This is a genomic window from Sulfurihydrogenibium azorense Az-Fu1 (genome assembly GCF_000021545.1).
Classification (GTDB): Bacteria; Aquificota; Aquificia; order Aquificales; family Hydrogenothermaceae; genus Sulfurihydrogenibium; species Sulfurihydrogenibium azorense.
In genome coordinates this window covers 929,879-946,451 of record NC_012438.1, presented here as the reverse complement: position 1 = coordinate 946,451, position 16,573 = coordinate 929,879, and the positions used below count along the sequence as shown (strand labels likewise).

The window sequence follows — 16,573 nt, the reverse complement described above, 5'->3', positions numbered from 1 at the left end:
AATATGAAATTAAGCACAATTAACAACGCTTACAAAACAGAAATAGATGATAAAATTTTTGCAAAAGCTATTAAAGAGATGACAGATATCCAAGATGAAAGAATAGAGATTTTATTTACAGAGATACCAACTAAAGAACTTTTTAAATGGATGATAGCTAATGATATATCAATAGAAAATTTAAAAGAGTATTATGAAAAGTATATAAAACCAAGAGGTTTAAAAAATCAACAGTTAGAGGATTTTTTTGAAATATGAAAGAGAAAGACTGGACATACCTGTTAAATCTGGCAATAGATGTGTTAGAAGAAGCGAATTTAAACATTAATGATTGGACTTTTGGTGGTGGAACTGCCCTTATGTTTTATTTTCATCATAGGAAAAGCAAAGATGTAGATATTTTTTTAGAAAATTCACAGCTACTTACAAGGCTTTCTCCAAGATTAAACGAAAAAGCAGAAGAAATAAGTAAAGAGTATGTAGAACAAGCAAACTTTATAAAGTTAAAATTAAACAATCAAGAAATAGATTTTATAGTTGCACCTAATTTAACAGGTTTAAAACCTAAAAAAGTAAAAATTAATTCAAAAGAAATTTTTATTGAACAACCAGAAGAAATAGTAGCAAAGAAGCTATTTTATAGGCCTGAAAGCTTAAAAATTAGAGATATAATTGACACTGTAGAAGTTTTCAAAAATTCTCCTAATCTTATGGATATACTAAAGAAAAATAAATTGTTAAATGAAGAAATTATAAAGAAAAGATTTGAATATCTAAAGAAGAAAGAAAAAGATTTAAACCTGTCAGATTTACAGTTAGAAAAACCTATAAACATTAAAGAAGTTTTTGATATATTTGAAAGTTTATTAAACAAAGACAGCTATCAAAAACATTCTAACTGATTTAAAAATTAATATTTTGGTACCGTTGGGTCTATCTCGTCAGACCAAGCAAGGATTCCCCCTTCTACGTTTTTTACCTTTGTAAAACCGTTTTGTAAAAGCCATAAAGTCACTTGGAGACTTCTGTTCCCACTTCTGCAAAGAACGTATATATCTTTATCTTTTGGAAGACTGTTTATAACACGAGGTAGACTCATAAGAGGAACAAGCATAGCCTCTTTTTCTTTTATTCTGGAAAAGTTATACTCTTGAGGCTCTCTAACATCTAAAAGTATAAAATCCTCTCCTTTATCTATTTTTTCTTTCAGCTCCTTTACCGATATATGTATCTTTTTGTAAGTCTCTTTATCTAAAAACATAATTCCTCCAAATTTTTTAAAATTATTAAAATATTCTAATACTTTTATAAAAAACAAAGTATGAAAAATCTCATCTATTTTGGTTATAATTATTGTGAGTACATACAGGGGGAATAAGATGAAAGCAGTTATAATGGCAGGAGGATTTGGAACAAGAATCCAACCTCTAACTAACAGCATACCCAAACCAATGCTTCCAGTATTAAACAAACCTATGATGGAACATATAATAAAAAAAGTAAAAGCTGTTGGCATTACAGAAATAGTAATTCTTCTTTACTTTAAACCAGAAGTTATTCAAAACTACTTTAAAGACGGCTCAGACTTTGGAATAAAAATAAATTATGTACTTCCAGATGATGATTACGGAACAGCCGGAGCTGTAAAGAAAGCAGCTAAATATCTTGACGAAAGATTTATAGTTATAAGTGGAGACTTGGTGACAGATTTTGATTTAAAAGAGATTATAGGATTTCACCAAGCTGTCGGTTCAAAGTTAACCATCACTTTAACATCGGTAGAAGATCCACTTCAGTTTGGAGTTGTTATAACAGACAAAGATGGAAAGATACTTAGATTTTTAGAAAAGCCGGGATGGGGAGAAGTCTTTAGTGATACTATAAACACAGGTATATACGTAATAGAACCAGAGATACTAAACTATATACCTGACAACCTTCCTTTTGACTTTAGTAAGGACCTTTTCCCTAAATTGATGAAAGAAGGTATAACTCTCTACGGATACAATGCAAAGGGCTACTGGAGAGACGTAGGAAACCCTGAAAGTTATAGAGAAGTAAACAAAGATATCTTATTAGATAAAGTTAAGTTAGATGTAGAAGGAGAAAGGATAAAAGTAAACGGTGGAGTTTTATACACAAAAACTAAAGACATTCCTAAAGACTTAACGGTAAACGGTAAAGTAGTCTTAGATGAAAATGTAAAGATAGGTAATAACTGCTACTTAGAGAACGTAGTTATAGGTAAAAATACCCACATAGGAGACAACGTTTATCTAAAAGACTGTGTTATATGGTGGGACTGTAAGATTGGAGATAACACAAAGTTAAACAACGCAGTTATCTGTAATAACGTAGAGATAGGTAAAAACGTAAGAGCTGAACATGGAGTAATTATAGCAGAAGGAACAGAGGTAAAAGATAACGTACATTTTGAGAAAGATGTGATAGTCTGGCCAAACAAACTTATAGAAGAAAGTGCAATTATAAGCAGCAACTTAATATGGGGAGATAAGTGGAGAGCTTCTATATTTGAAGGAGGAAAAGTTTCAGGAAGGACTAATATAGAGCTTTCCAACGAAATGGCAGCAAAGCTTGCAGCAAGTTTTGGGTCTATCTTACCAGCAGGTAAAACTATACTAATGTCAAGGGATTACCACAGAGCTTCAAGAATGCTTAAAAGGTCTTTCTTAGGAGGCCTTCTTGGAGCTGGTTTAGATGTAGTTGACTTAAAACTTATGCCTCTTCCTGTTATGAGGTACTTACTTTCAAAAAGTGATGCAGTTGCAGGAGTTCACTTTAGACAGTCTCCTGATAACCCTGCCATCACAGAGATACTGTTTTTTGACAGTGAAGGACTTGCCATAGATACAAACACAGAAAAATCTGTAGAAAGGATATTCTTTAGAGAAAACTTTAGAAGGGTAAACTACAACCAGATTGGAGAGATAAAAGATGACCCTATGGCTATAAAGTCTTACAAAGAAAAGTTCTTATCTTTAATAGATAAAGAGATTATCCAAAGTAGTAGATTCAAGATAATAGTTGACCTTTTAAACGGTTCTACTTCCATAGTCTACCCAGATATTATAAACACCTTTTCAATAGAGAATGTAATACTAAACGCATACTTTGATGAAAAGAAAATATCTCAAATATCAACCCTCCACGAAAAATCAGCTCAAGAGATATCAAAGATAGTAAAAGTCCTATCTATTGACTGTGGTTTTATAATGTATCCAAACGGTCAGAGAGTTGTAATCGTGTCTGATGAAGGAGAAATTCTATCCCACGAGACAGCTCTACTTTCTATTCTGTACCTTATAGATAGGACGGTAAGTAGACAAGTAAAAGTATACCTACCTGTTTACATTCCAGAGGTTATGGATGAGATGTTTGAAAACATCATTATAGAAAGAGGAAAGTTTATAGGTCTAAAGTCAAACTTCTTAAAAGATTACTACTTCTTTGCAAACCTTGAAGGAAACTACGCCTTTACAGATATGTCCTTTAGCTACGATGGAATGTTTACCTCTGTAAAACTTCTTGAGATGATGGGAAAAACCAAACTAAGACTCTCCCAAATTCAAAAACTCATTCCACCACACACGTTTATCCATAAAGTAGTTGCCTGCCCTTCTAACCTAAAAGGTAAGATGATGAGAAAGTTTACAGAAGAAGCCATAGGAAAAGAAGCTTCCTTTATTGACGGAGTAAAAATATTCATCGATAAAAGAACGTGGATACTGATGATTCCAGACCAGTACTCTGACAACCTTCACCTTTACGTAAACTCAGATGTAGAAGAAAAAGCCCAAGACTTACTAAATCAGTACATAGAAAAGATAGGAAAGTGGATAGAAGAAAATTAAAGCATAGATTTAAACTTATTAAGTTCTTTAGAGGAAAATGAGATGGTAGAAATAAAACAAGATTTAAAAAAACTCTATGAAAAAGATTACTACAACTGGCTGATAGAGAATATAAAACTTTTAAAAGAGAAGGACTTTGTTTACAAATGGGAAAACTATCCAAACCTTAGGTCAAAAATTTGGAGGATAAGCATCATAACCTCTCAAGATAAGATAAAAAGACTCCTTGAAGAAAATCCATCTTTAAAATCTAAAATAGAAAAATGTTTAGAAGACGCTTGGAAAGATGCTACCGGCTGGATAGCCCAAGAAACAGACAAAGATTTAGAAGACCTACCTTTAAAAAGTCCTTATAGTTTTGATGAGATAATGAGTTTTAACCCTAAAAAAGAAGATGTAGCAAAATGGCCTTACAACCTATGAAGAAGTTATACCTTTGCTTTTTGTGGCATATGCACCAGCCTTACTACAAAAATCCTTACACTCAAACCTTTGAAATGCCTTGGGTTTTTCTACACGCTATCAAAGATTACTACGAAATGCCTTGGCATGTTAGTAGATACGAAAAAATTAAGACTACTTTTAACCTTGTTCCATCTTTGATAAAGCAGTTAAAAGAGTACATTCAAGACCCTGACTCTTGCTATTTAATAAAAACTTTTAAAAAAGCTGTAGAATCTCTAACAGAAGAAGAAAAAAACTACGTTTTAGATATATCATTCAACGCAAACCTAAACACTATGATAAAACCTTTTGAAAGATACTATCAACTCTACCTAAAAAAACACTCCTCTACAGCAAAATTTACCCATCAAGAGCTTGCAGACTTACAAGTTCTGTTTCTACTGTCTTGGACTGGTAATTACTTAAGAGAAAACAACGAATTTGTAAAAAACTTGTCAAATAAGAAAGCAGGTTTTACCCATCAAGATAAAGTAGATTTAATAAACCAGCTTACACAATTTTTAAAAGAGATCATACCTTTTTATCAAAAACTACAAAGTGATAGAAAAATAGAAGTATCAACAACCCCATACTACCATCCTATTATTCCTCTTTTAATAGACTTAACTTCTGCAAAAGAATCTCTACCAAATATTATACTACCTAAAGTAAAAGTAAACTTTAAAGATGATGCAGAATTACAAGTCAAAAATGCTATATCCTTTTACCAAGAGATTTTTGAAAGTAAACCATCTGGTTTTTGGCCGTCAGAAAGTAGTATAAGTAATGATACATTAAAACTTTTTAGCCAGTATAATATTAAATGGACAGCTTCTGATGAAGATATACTATTTAACAGTTTAGGAAATAAAAACTTAGAGAACTTATACAAAGTTTATAAATACGAAGGAGTCTATCTATTTTTTAGAGATAAGTATCTTTCTGATGCAATAGGTTTTAGATACCAAAACTTAGATGAAAAGCAGGCTGTAAAAGATTTTATAACAAGGTTAAAGTACATACACGAAAAAGTAGATTTTAATCCGGTTGTTAGTGTTATTCTTGATGGAGAGAATGCTTGGGAGTTTTATAAGAACAATGGAAAAGACTTTTTTGATAGCCTTTACACAGAGTTATCAAATCAAGACTGGATTGAAGTTATCACTTTTTCACAAGTTTTAAAGAAAGATATAGTAGTTGAAAATCTAAACAGTGTAAAAGCAGGAAGCTGGATATACGGAAACTTTTCCACATGGATAGGCCACCCTGAGAAAAACACAGCTTGGGAGTATTTATCTCAGGCAAAACAAGTTTTAGAGTCTGAAAAAGAAAATGAAAACTACAAAAAAGCAAAAGAATACCTTCTTATCGCCCAAGGAAGTGATTGGTTTTGGTGGTACGGAGATGACCACTTTAACCATTACGCAGACAGGTTTGACCTTTTGTTTAGATTAAACTTACAAAAAGTCTACGAAAAACTTGGAAAAGATATCCCTACAAACCTTTTAAAACCTATAAAAAAACTGTATAAACAGCTTATTTTAAGACAACCTACAGGTTATATAAAACCAGTTATTGATGGCTATGTATCGAACTATTACGAATGGCTCCACAGTGGAGAGGTAGACTTGAAGTTTGACCTTTCATCAATGACCTTTGATACTATCTTAGAAAAACTTTACTATGGATACGATGAAGAAAACCTTTACCTAAGGTTAGATGGGAAAGTTGAAAGTATAACAGACAAAGGTTATAAGTTAAAAGTATCTATTTTAGCAACATGTGAAATGGACTTTACATTCCCACTTCAATCAACACTGTATGAAAACAATGGCTTAAAAGCCTGTAGTAAGAAAGTTATCGAGATAGCAATTCCTTTAAAACTTTTCAGCTGTAGAAACTTTGACCTGTCTTTTACAGTTTTAGAAAATGATAAAATAATAGAAAAACTACCAGTTTACAGTGTTTTAAACATTGATATATCCCAAGATTTTACTTATGACTGGATAGTGTAGAAGGAGAGAGGAGATGGTTAAACTTTTGTTTGGTATCCACTGCCATCAACCGATAGATAACTTTTATGAAGTGGTTGATGATGCCATTAACAAAGCCTACAAACCATTTTTAGAAGTGGTAAAGGACTACCCAGACTTTAAATTCTCAGTTCATTACTCAGGATGGCTTCTTGAGTACATAAAAAACAACGATAAAAGCCTTTTTAAACTTATGCAGGACCTATCTTACAACGGCCAGATAGAGTTTTTTAGTGGTGGTTTTTACGAGCCTATCCTTGCAGTAATACCGTCAGATGACAGAAAATACCAGATAGAAAAACTAAACAACTTTATAAAAGAAAACTTTGGACAAACTCCAAAAGGACTGTGGCTTACAGAGAGGGTTTGGGACAGTAGTATAGTTACTGACTTAGTAGAGTGTGGAATAGAGTATGTAATAGTTGATGATTACCACTTTTTATCAACAGGATTTAAAAAAGAAGCTCTCTACGGATACTACACAACAGAGAGTAATGGCTACAAAATAAACCTATTTCCAATAGATAAAAACCTAAGATACTTAATACCTTTTAAGCCTGTAGAAAAGATTTTAGAGTACTTAAACTCAATCTCAAAATACGGTGTAAACCCGGCAGGTATAATATTTGACGATGGAGAAAAGTTTGGTGTATGGCCTAAAACTTACTGGTGGGTTTATCAAGAAAGATGGTTAAACCAGTTTTTAGAAGTTATCACATCTCAAAAAGATGTAAAACCTTATCACTACAGAGATTACCTAAAGGAAGAAAAACCTATAGGTTTTGCATATCTTCCAATTACATCTTACCACGAGATGGGAGAGTGGAGCCTATTCCCAGAAGATTTCCAAGAGTTTGAAGAGTTAAAAGAGTTTTTAGAAAAAAATGGACTACAGAACCACTTTGAAAAGTTTGTAAAAGGCAATATTTGGCACAACTTTTTAGTCAAGTACCCAGAGAGCAACCGTATCCACAAAAGAGTATTAGACCTTTCTACAACTGGAAGACCATACAAGAAAAACAAAGAATTTTTAGAAAACCTTTTAAAATCTCAATGTAATGACGTTTTATGGCATGGGATATTTGGTGGTTTATACCTACCAAACCTTAGAAACAACACATACAAATACATAATAAAAGCCGATAAAGAACTTGAAAAGCTATCAAAACCCCCAAAAATCCAAGTAAAGGACTTAGACCTTGACGGTTATGAAGAAGTAAAAATAACAACTCAAAAAATGATACTAATCTTTGACTCAAAAGAGTCCGGACAGCTTACAGAACTATCCTTAAAAGACAAAGAGTTTAACTTCCAAAACACACTAACAAGAAGAAAAGAAGGCTACCACAAAAACCTGCTAACCCCAAAACAAGACACACCTTCCGAAGAAGGAATAACAACCATACACAACGCCCAGTTAGAAATAGACCCACAGCACATAAAAGACCTTCTAATATACGACTGGTACACAAAAAACTCATTTATAGACCACATCACAGATGACAGCTTCAACTTAGAAACTTTTTATAGATGTAGTTTTAGAGAGTACTCAGACTTTACAAACCAGCCATTTAACCTTGAGTATGCAAAAGATGAGATAGTCTTTAAAAGAAAAGGAGGAGTGTACAAAGATAAAAAGTACAACACAATCCTCATAAAAACCTACAAAGTAGAAGAAAGCAAAATAACAGCTCTCCTGCAGCTCCAGACAGACTACAAAGACATTTTAAAATATGTTTGTGAGTTTAACTTTCACTTTGCAAACCTTCCACACCATCTAACCCAGCCTATATACCACGGCAAATCTATAACCTTTAAACTAAAAGATAACTACACTCAAAAAACAATAATTTTTAACTTTAATAAAGAGTTAGACATATTTACCTACCCTATAAACACCGTTAGCCAGTCAGAAAAATCTGTAGACATCACAAATCAAGGCTTAAGTATAGGATTTTTAACAGATTTTCAAGAAGAGTTAAACCTAAAAATAACTTTAGAGATAGTAGACCTATGAAAAAAGCTATATTTATTCCGGCTCGTAGAGGCTCTACAAGGTTAAAAGATAAGCTACTTTTACCCGTAAAAGACAAACCTGTTATAGCTTGGACTGTGGAAAATGCTTTAAAGGTTGGTTATCCTGTTGTAGTTGTGTGTGATGATTTAGAGTTTAAAAATGTCTTAAAAGACTATCCAGTAGAAGTGATACTAACACCTTCAGACTTAAAAAGTGGCTCAGACAGAGTAGCCTTTGCGTTAAAAGATTTAGACTATGACACTGTTGTAAACCTACAAGGAGATGAACCTACAGTAGACCCACAAGATATAAAAAAAATATTCCAAGCACTTGAAAAAGACAAAGTTGCTACCTTATCCTACCCTATAGAAAAAGAAGAAGACTACATAAACCCAAACATAGTTAAAGTCGTGATAGACAAAGACAATTACGCCCTTTACTTCTCAAGAAGTCCTATTCCATTTTACAGAGATATAGACTTTTCAAAAATGCTAAACATACTAAAACCTCAAAAACATATAGGTATATACGGCTATAGAAAAGAAGTTTTGTTGGACTTTTCATTTAAACTCAGCCCTTCAACTATAGAAGAGGTAGAAAAGTTAGAACAGCTCAGACTACTTTATAACGGCTACAAAATCAAAGTAATCCAAGCATCAAAAGACACCCTCGGTATAGACACAAAAGAAGACTACGAGAGATTCTGTCAACTAATTTAAACTTTTCACGATTTTTATACAAAAAAGGTTTAAATTAGTATTAAAAATCAAATATACCAAGAGGTTGTTTAAAAATGAGAAAATTGAAATTTTTATTAATTTTACTCCTATTATACAACTTAAATGTAAGAAGTGCTAATATGTCAGATTACTGCTACGTTCCACCTTTCTTAGCTTCGAGTATACCACCACTTGTTATGCTTGTATCTGGAAAAGACCACAAATTGTATTATGAAGCTTATAATGATGCTTCTGACTTGGATGAAGATGGAAAACTTGATGTAGGATATAAACACTCCATAGACTACTACGGATATTTTGATCCTTATAAATGTTATAAATACCAAAATTCAAGATTTGAGCCTATTAGAAAAACAAATAACAAGTACTGTGGTGGGAGTGGTGAATGGAGCGGTAATTTCTTAAACTGGTTAACTATGGCAAGGATAGATGTTTTAAGAAAAGTCCTTTATGGTGGCTACAGATTAACAGACTCTGCTTCAGAAACGGTATTAGAAGCCACCTTTATTCCGCAGGATGCTCACAGCTGGGGAAAGGAATACAGCGGAACAGATACAAATCTATTAACCCCCTTTAATCCACCCTCTTCGAACAATCGCCACCTTTTCTGTATAACAAGTACCTCTAATGGAGACACCAGAAAAATAAGAGTGTTACAAAATAAGTCAAATCGTATTTGGGAGTGGGCATCTAAAGAGAGACCTGTCTGTGATAACAGTTTGGGAACTCCTTCTGAATACTATATAAGGGTAAAAGTTTGCGACCCATCGGTAGGTCTTGAGCCAAATTGTAAGAGATACCCTGGTGGTGGGGGAACCTATAAACCTATCGGTCTACTTCAGAAGTATGGGGAGGGTGATGGCTCAAAATGGTGTTCCAAAACCTTAAAACCCTGTCAAACTAACAATGATTGTGGATCAAATGAAGGATTGTGTGTAGACAAAGGGCAGATGTACTTTGGACTTATAACAGGTTCTTATGAAAAGAACATGAGCGGAGGTGTTCTTAGAAAGAATATATGGTCGATTGTTGATGAAACAAACGCTAATACCGGAATTTTTCAATCCTCGGAAAATACACCCGGAAATATTATACTTACATTTGATAGACTGAAGATTGTTGATTTTAACTATAATAATTATTCCTACGCAGGTGGTTGGGTTACAACCCGTCCTATGATTGAAGGAGAATTCAAAAACTGGGGAAATCCTGTTGGAGAAATGCTTTATGAAGCACTTAGATATTTTGCTGGAAAAACCAGTCCTACCTCAAGTTTTACATATTCAGGAAATCAAGATGGAGGTATTAACTTACCTAAGCCCAACTGGGGAAAGTTTACCGCAGGTGGTAATTCTTACAAACTTTACGATATCTTTCCCATATGCGCAAAGCCATTTGTTATAACTCTTAGCGACATTAACAACAGCTACGACTCGGATAGCGTTCCCGGTTCATCTTTTAACTCATTTAGTGGTGACCTTTCTATGCTCAATGTCTCTGCTCTTGCAGATACCATCTCCTCAGTTGAAGGTATTTCAGGAAATTACTTTATTGGACAATCCTCATCTTTCTATGATTTTATATGCTCCGCTAAGAGCATGTCTTCCCTTGCAACTATTAGAGGTCTGTGTCCAGAAGAACCCACCAAGCAAGGTAGTTTCTATGTAGCATCTCTTGCTTACTATGGAAACAAAAAGAGCGGAGGATGGAGAGATAACTTCTCGGGCGCAAAACCTTCTCCTATAAAAACTTTTTCTGTAGCCTTAGCTTCACCTATTCCAGATATAGCGGTAAAAATAGGGGGTAAATTAGTCAGAATTAACCCTCTTGGAAAATCTGTAAGTGGTTGTTTAAATGTGTATTCTTCTTGCGCGCAAAAATGTTCATTAACCTACTCTGGAGGCAAATTAAATATAACAAATTGCCAATCTAACGCATACTGTCCAACCAATCAAATTGTTGATTTTTACGTAGATACAGTAAACTATGACTCTGATGGTAATTTAACATACGCCAAGTTTAGAATCAACTTTGAGGATGTGGAACAGGGTGGAGACCATGATATGGATGCAATCGTAGAGTATGAAATTCAACCTGTAGGGGCAAATCAAATAAAAGTAAAATTAACCTCTTCTTATGCTGCAGGATGTATAGACCAGGTATTAGGTTTTAACATTTCTGGAACCACTGAGGATGGCACATGGCTAGTGGTAAAAGATAAAGATGCCAACACTGATGGAGACACTCCAGCTGTAGTAGGTGGAATGCCTTTAACATGGGAAAGAACCTTTACAGTTACAGGTTCTACAGCTGGACAGCTTAAACCACCTCTGTGGTATGCTGCCAAATGGGGAGGTTTTAATGATATAAACGGCAACGAAATACCAGATCTTCCTCAAGAATGGGACAAAGACGGGGATGGAAAGCCGGATACATATTTTTATGTCGTAAATCCTCTTAAACTGGAAAGAGAGTTAGAAAAAGCATTTACAGAAATACTTAAGCGTGCTTCCTCCGGTTCAACTGTTGCTACATTATCAACAAAAACTTCCATTTCTTCCTTAATGATTCAACCTTTCTTCTTTTCTTCTTATACAGACTCTGCAGGAAGAGATATAAACTGGATTGGTTTTTCAAGATCCTATTGGGTAGACCCTAAAAACGATAACAGAGAGGATACAAACTCAAACAAAGTTTTAAACCTTGATTTTGACAAAATTTTCCAAATATATTTTGATACAAACAATAACCAGACTAAAGCTGCAATTCTTACAGATACCTCTACATGTACTTCAACAGGAACAAAAGATTTAGTAAATTTAATTCCAGTATTTGATAGTGGCTGTTGGCTTGGAAACTGTAATCCATCTGACAGAAGAATTTATTATTATACAGGATCACAGTTAAAGGATTTCACTACTTCAAACTATCCCGATCTTAAAAATATTTGGGATTTAGTCGATGATAATTCTTCTAACAGCTCAATAAACGATTCAACCACACAATGTATCATAAGATTTTTAAGAGGTGAAGATTTGTCTTCCGATTCAACCTGTTCATCTAATGATTACGTAAAAAGAAACATGAAAATAAAAATTTCTGATATATGTCCTGGATTGACGGGAGATAAAATTTGGAAATTAGGAGATACCATCACTTCAACACCAGCTGTTGTATCAAACGAAAAATTAAATAATTACGACTATAGATATCAAGATTCAACTTACTACAGTTATGTAAACTCGGACGATTATAAAAATAGACCAAGTATTCTTATTCAAGGTGCAAATGATGGAATGCTCCACTTCTTTAGAATGGGAACTATCATAGACCAATCTACAACAGATCCAGATAATCCTGTTAAACTTCAAAACTCTCCAACTGATTCCGGCACTAACTTAATTGCTAAGGAAGAATTTGCTTTTATACCTAAAAATGCTGTACCTTACTTATTGTGGTATGGAAGAAAAGACTACTGCCATATTCCTACCTTAGACAGTAGAGTAATAGTTTTTGATGCTTCAATAAATGGAAATCCTAATGACTATAAAACTTTTAATTCTTGGAGAACTATTGTAATTGGTACAATGGGATTTGGAGGAAAAGCCTTAACCGCAGGTAACACAACATATAGTTCATCTATATTTGCTCTTGATATTACAGACTGGCTAAAAAATCCTTCAGCTTCGGTACCAACAGTTTTATGGGAAATAACCCTTCCTGATAATACTCTAGTATTATCTTATCCATCTATAATAAGATTAGGTGATGCTAACAAAAACGGAAACTGGTATGTAGTGGTAGGAACAGGACCCAATAATCCAAAACCTGACTCAAATTCAAAATTTGTTAATAATCCTAAAATATACTTTTTTGATTTAAAAACTGGAAATAAGGTTAATGAAATCAGTATACCTTTACCAAATAACACTGTAGCAGCAGTTGGTGATACTTTTCCAGTTGACGTTGATAATGACTATTCAGATGACACTATATACTTTGGACTCTATGGATTAAAGAATCAAGGAAATGTGTGGAATAATTGGGGACAATTTTACAGATTAGTTATAAAAAACGGTCTTTCATCAGCATCACTTTCTAACGCTGTAAATATGGAAACATTTAATAATAATAACCAAACACCACCTATCACAGCTGCACCCAACTTTACAAAAGATGAAAATGGAAATCTCTGGGTATTCTTTGGCACAGGAAGATATCTAACAGAAGATGATAAAACGTTAAGTTATAAAAATTACTTTATAGGTTTTAAAGATCCCTGCTGGAATGGAAGTTGTAGCACAACCTTTACTAAGTCAGATTTTACAGATACTACAAATGAGAACATTCAAGCTACTATAGTAGAAGTTAAAAAAGTTTGTATATGTGATTCATCAGGGTGTAGTAATAGAGATGTAGTTTACTCTGCTAAAGGAAACACTCCAGCGGAAGTTGATAAAGGATGGTATAAGGAATTAACTAATGAAGGAGTTATATCACAAAGTTTAGTATTTGGAAGTATAATAGACTTCATGACATTTATACCGCCAAATGATATTTGTGCTTACGAAGGAAATTCCAAACTTTACGCACTATACTATAAATCCGGAACTGCTTATCCTAACCCAGCAATACTATCACCAAATGCCGTAACAGGAACAATATCTGTAGGTCAAACAGTTACTGTAAATCCTTCTATAAATTTAGGTGTTGGTATTCCACCCAGAGGAAATCCGTTCCAAGTATCAGTAAGTCAAAATTCTCCAAACACATACAAAAAGTTTATCCAAATATCCTCCGGAGTGGTTGTTAGACAATCACAACAACCTATTACCAGCAAACCAGGGTTTATACTATGGATAGAAAAGTAAGAGGATATAATATTTTTGAAATTTTAGTTGTATTGGTAATAATAGGTATTCTAATGGCTGTAGTTATAAGACCTATATTAGTATTTGTTGCAAATCAAAGATTAAATCAGGCTGTTAATATGATTGTCTCTGATATAAATACTGCCAAAGTTTATTCTTTATCAAAATCAAATCCAGCAGGTATCTTTGGAGATGCAAATGGAAGTACCTACAATTTATTTATAAATATAGATAATAATTGCAGCTTTAACCAAGGAACGGATCAAGTTATAAGGACTGTAACTTTACCATCAGGGATAACTATTAGTGCAGATTTTTTCTTTCTCTTTGATAGAAAAGGTTATCCAAGAAATGCAAGCTGTGGCCTTGGTATGGGTTCTATAGTTTTAAAAAATAACTTTGACATATACAAAACAATTTGTGTAGACAGATTTGGTAGAGTAAGAGTTGAAAATGGGAGTATAACATGCAATTAAGAAGTGTTAAAGGTTTTACTATAATAGAACTTTTAATAGCATCTATTATTATTTTATTAGTTTCTATTGGTTTTTTAAGAGGAATACTATTTTACATTCAGTATTCAACATCTCAAAAAATGAAAGATATGGCTTCACAAACTAACAGTAATTTTGTTAAATATTTTGATTCTTTACCTTATAATTTGATACAACCCACAAGTTATTATGATAACTGGGGTTTTTCATCTTGTGATGTATATAATCCTTCTGGAAGTATTACAGAAAACTGCACTTTCACAAACGAAGATTCTGATGGTGATTCAATTCCAGATTTTTATGATCCTTATAACGGGTCTAATGAAAAATTTTCAAACCCTTTGTCAAATTTAGGCAGTTGGTTAACTATTTACCCAAATTCTGATGGAAGTTGCAATATGTCAAAGCTAAATCAACCTTTACCAAATATTCCTAATTGTATAGTCTCATTTAAAAATGATATATCTATAGCAAATTTTAGAATATATACAGCTGTTACTATTGCAAGAGTTGCGACAACATCATTAGAATCCGGGAAAGCAATAGGAGTGATAACGTGGTACTTTGACCCTATTACAAAAAAATATAAATCCATACAAACTGTACTTTTTAAGGAGAATAACCAATGAAAAAAGGTTATACAATAATCGAGCTTTTGGTGGTTATCGCTTTATCTCTGATTATTGGAGCAGGTTTTTATACATTTTATACAACTGTTGTAAGGGAAAACATAACTAAAAGTTCATTAGCAAAAAAAGAGCAAGATGTTTTTATTTTTGCAGATCAAATTATAAAAGATTTCCAATCCATAGGTTTTGGAGTAGATTATGACAGATTAAAGATAAAGAATGGTGTGGGCTGTGATTTATCAGCTGACAATCCTGTCCTAAGTAAATGCAGTAACAATAATAATGATACAATTTCTTTTTTATCTTTGACATCAACAGATCAAGTTAATTCTGGATGTTGGGGGTTTATAGATATAAATGGAATAATTAAGATATATAATTCTTATGATACTTTAGGAAGACTTTGTTCAAGCGTAGCTGGAAATTACTTAATATTAAGTATATCAAAAAAATTGATTAACTCATCTTATAACTATGACCCAAACAATCCCAATACTAATTATAAAAACAGTTATGCATTTTATGTTGGAAATAGTAGTTACCCAGATGGATTTAAAGTAAAATATTATTTAGATAGTTTAAATTTGCTAAAAGAATGTGCACCAGGGACTTACAATTTACAGAAAAGTTCCACAACAACCTCTCCTATAATTTCTTGTGTATTAAATTTTCAGGTTAAATATATAGGTATAGATAATAACTTTTATGACACATTTACTTTAGATACTGATCCTTATCAAAATTTAAAAAAATTACAGGGATTAAAACTATGTATGATTGTTCAAGTTGGCGGCAGACAGTCTACTCCTGAAAATCCAAGAAATTACACATCTAATCAAGGATGTACACCTTTTGATTTTTCAACTAATCCAAATTGGAGGTATTACAGATGGGTTATTATAGAACAAATAATTCCATTAAAAAATATACATTAAAAAAGAGAGAGAAAGGTGCAACGTTAATATTTGCCCTTGCTACTGCTATTGTTGTTTTAATAGTTTTAGGTGGAATTTATTATATGATGACAAAAGTATTTAGAATATCTGAAGATATAAAAGTATATAAAAGTACAAGAGAAGCTACTGCATCTGGAGTAAATTATGCAGCTACACTTATAAATCAAAATAAATTTAATCTTCAATTAGGGAGTTGTGCTCAAAATCCTATAAAAATAAAGTTTAAACTCTCTAACGATCCAAATTTGTATGAAACAGTTGTATCAGTATGTTTTATAGGATACGAAATACCACCTGGATATGAAGTTACAGGTGTAGCCTATACTAAACCTATTTCAGGAGGTAAGGGGGAAGTTTACTCAATTACAGCTATATCTACAGGACCAAACAACACAAAATCAATCATTGAAGCTTCCTATAAAAAATAGTTCGTGAAAAAATTGTGAATACATATTGACAAATTGTATAAGTTTCAATACACAGTGAACACCTACCCCTTTAAAATAATTTCAACAAA

At 32.9% G+C, this 16,573-nt stretch carries 13 protein-coding genes; 12 read left to right on the top strand and 1 reads right to left on the bottom strand.

Annotated elements, in window-relative coordinates:
• Nucleotides 1-3: 3 nt before the first annotated feature.
• On the top strand, nucleotides 4-258 hold the full coding sequence (locus tag SULAZ_RS04985; protein ID WP_012674254.1) for a hypothetical protein: 255 nt from the start codon (nucleotides 4-6) through the stop codon (nucleotides 256-258).
• The gene (locus SULAZ_RS04980) at nucleotides 255-902 is read left to right on the top strand and encodes a nucleotidyl transferase AbiEii/AbiGii toxin family protein (RefSeq protein WP_012675046.1); all 648 of its coding nucleotides are present in this window, start codon (nucleotides 255-257) and stop codon (nucleotides 900-902) included. Before SULAZ_RS04985 ends, SULAZ_RS04980 begins: the two co-directional genes overlap by 4 nt.
• Nucleotides 903-910: 8 nt before the next feature.
• Here the strand turns inward: SULAZ_RS04980 and SULAZ_RS04975 are convergent, their stop codons facing one another.
• Complete coding sequence (locus tag SULAZ_RS04975; protein ID WP_012674473.1) at nucleotides 911-1,261, bottom strand: rhodanese-like domain-containing protein; 351 nt, start codon at nucleotides 1,259-1,261, stop codon at nucleotides 911-913.
• A 118-nt stretch (nucleotides 1,262-1,379) separates the two neighbouring features.
• Here SULAZ_RS04975 and SULAZ_RS04970 point away from each other — a divergent pair, with 118 nt between their 5' ends.
• The 10 genes from SULAZ_RS04970 (at nucleotide 1,380) to SULAZ_RS04925 (ending at nucleotide 16,484) form a co-directional block, all read left to right on the top strand.
• Nucleotides 1,380-3,872: a sugar phosphate nucleotidyltransferase gene (locus SULAZ_RS04970; protein WP_012673541.1), complete on the top strand. Its 2,493-nt coding sequence runs from the start codon at nucleotides 1,380-1,382 to the stop codon at nucleotides 3,870-3,872.
• Nucleotides 3,873-3,914: 42 nt separating this feature from the next.
• Nucleotides 3,915-4,295, top strand: a complete 381-nt coding sequence (locus SULAZ_RS04965) for a DUF29 domain-containing protein (RefSeq protein ID WP_012674701.1) — start codon at nucleotides 3,915-3,917, stop codon at nucleotides 4,293-4,295.
• Nucleotides 4,292-6,331, top strand: a complete 2,040-nt coding sequence (locus SULAZ_RS04960) for a glycoside hydrolase family 57 protein (protein WP_041676059.1) — start codon at nucleotides 4,292-4,294, stop codon at nucleotides 6,329-6,331. Before SULAZ_RS04965 ends, SULAZ_RS04960 begins: the two co-directional genes overlap by 4 nt.
• Nucleotides 6,332-6,344: 13 nt before the next feature.
• Nucleotides 6,345-8,366 (top strand): alpha-amylase/4-alpha-glucanotransferase domain-containing protein, encoded by a 2,022-nt coding sequence (locus SULAZ_RS04955; protein WP_012674570.1) that lies wholly within the window; start codon nucleotides 6,345-6,347, stop codon nucleotides 8,364-8,366.
• Nucleotides 8,363-9,085 (top strand): 3-deoxy-manno-octulosonate cytidylyltransferase, encoded by a 723-nt coding sequence (gene kdsB / locus SULAZ_RS04950; RefSeq protein WP_012673824.1) that lies wholly within the window; start codon nucleotides 8,363-8,365, stop codon nucleotides 9,083-9,085. The genes SULAZ_RS04955 and kdsB overlap by 4 nt, the downstream gene beginning before the upstream one ends.
• A 74-nt stretch (nucleotides 9,086-9,159) precedes the next feature.
• Complete coding sequence (locus tag SULAZ_RS08705) at nucleotides 9,160-13,977, top strand: pilus assembly protein (RefSeq protein ID WP_012674101.1); 4,818 nt, start codon at nucleotides 9,160-9,162, stop codon at nucleotides 13,975-13,977.
• Complete coding sequence (locus SULAZ_RS04940; RefSeq protein WP_012675097.1) at nucleotides 13,962-14,453, top strand: pilus assembly FimT family protein; 492 nt, start codon at nucleotides 13,962-13,964, stop codon at nucleotides 14,451-14,453. The genes SULAZ_RS08705 and SULAZ_RS04940 overlap by 16 nt, the downstream gene beginning before the upstream one ends.
• Nucleotides 14,444-15,100, top strand: coding sequence for a hypothetical protein (locus tag SULAZ_RS04935; RefSeq protein WP_012674081.1), 657 nt, complete (start codon nucleotides 14,444-14,446; stop codon nucleotides 15,098-15,100). The genes SULAZ_RS04940 and SULAZ_RS04935 overlap by 10 nt, the downstream gene beginning before the upstream one ends.
• Nucleotides 15,097-16,035: a PilW family protein gene (locus SULAZ_RS04930; RefSeq protein WP_012674870.1), complete on the top strand. Its 939-nt coding sequence runs from the start codon at nucleotides 15,097-15,099 to the stop codon at nucleotides 16,033-16,035. The genes SULAZ_RS04935 and SULAZ_RS04930 overlap by 4 nt, the downstream gene beginning before the upstream one ends.
• Nucleotides 15,990-16,484 (top strand): hypothetical protein, encoded by a 495-nt coding sequence (locus SULAZ_RS04925; RefSeq protein ID WP_012673956.1) that lies wholly within the window; start codon nucleotides 15,990-15,992, stop codon nucleotides 16,482-16,484. The genes SULAZ_RS04930 and SULAZ_RS04925 overlap by 46 nt, the downstream gene beginning before the upstream one ends.
• Nucleotides 16,485-16,573: the final 89 nt, after the last annotated feature.

Bases quoted from the DNA above. Each gene is read 5' to 3' on its own strand.
- SULAZ_RS04985 (WP_012674254.1), top strand. From the start codon at position 4: ATGAAATTAAGCACAATTAACAACGCTTACAAAACAGAAATAGATGAT.
- SULAZ_RS04960 (WP_041676059.1), top strand. From the start codon at position 4,292: ATGAAGAAGTTATACCTTTGCTTTTTGTGGCATATGCACCAGCCTTAC.
- SULAZ_RS04925 (WP_012673956.1), top strand. From the start codon at position 15,990: ATGGGTTATTATAGAACAAATAATTCCATTAAAAAATATACATTAAAA.
- SULAZ_RS04965 (WP_012674701.1), top strand. From the start codon at position 3,915: ATGGTAGAAATAAAACAAGATTTAAAAAAACTCTATGAAAAAGATTAC.
- SULAZ_RS04980 (WP_012675046.1), top strand. From the start codon at position 255: ATGAAAGAGAAAGACTGGACATACCTGTTAAATCTGGCAATAGATGTG.
- kdsB (WP_012673824.1), top strand. From the start codon at position 8,363: ATGAAAAAAGCTATATTTATTCCGGCTCGTAGAGGCTCTACAAGGTTA.
- SULAZ_RS04955 (WP_012674570.1), top strand. From the start codon at position 6,345: ATGGTTAAACTTTTGTTTGGTATCCACTGCCATCAACCGATAGATAAC.
- SULAZ_RS04940 (WP_012675097.1), top strand. From the start codon at position 13,962: ATGGATAGAAAAGTAAGAGGATATAATATTTTTGAAATTTTAGTTGTA.
- SULAZ_RS04975 (WP_012674473.1), bottom strand. From the start codon at position 1,261: ATGTTTTTAGATAAAGAGACTTACAAAAAGATACATATATCGGTAAAG.
- SULAZ_RS04970 (WP_012673541.1), top strand. From the start codon at position 1,380: ATGAAAGCAGTTATAATGGCAGGAGGATTTGGAACAAGAATCCAACCT.
- SULAZ_RS08705 (WP_012674101.1), top strand. From the start codon at position 9,160: ATGAGAAAATTGAAATTTTTATTAATTTTACTCCTATTATACAACTTA.
- SULAZ_RS04935 (WP_012674081.1), top strand. From the start codon at position 14,444: ATGCAATTAAGAAGTGTTAAAGGTTTTACTATAATAGAACTTTTAATA.
- SULAZ_RS04930 (WP_012674870.1), top strand. From the start codon at position 15,097: ATGAAAAAAGGTTATACAATAATCGAGCTTTTGGTGGTTATCGCTTTA.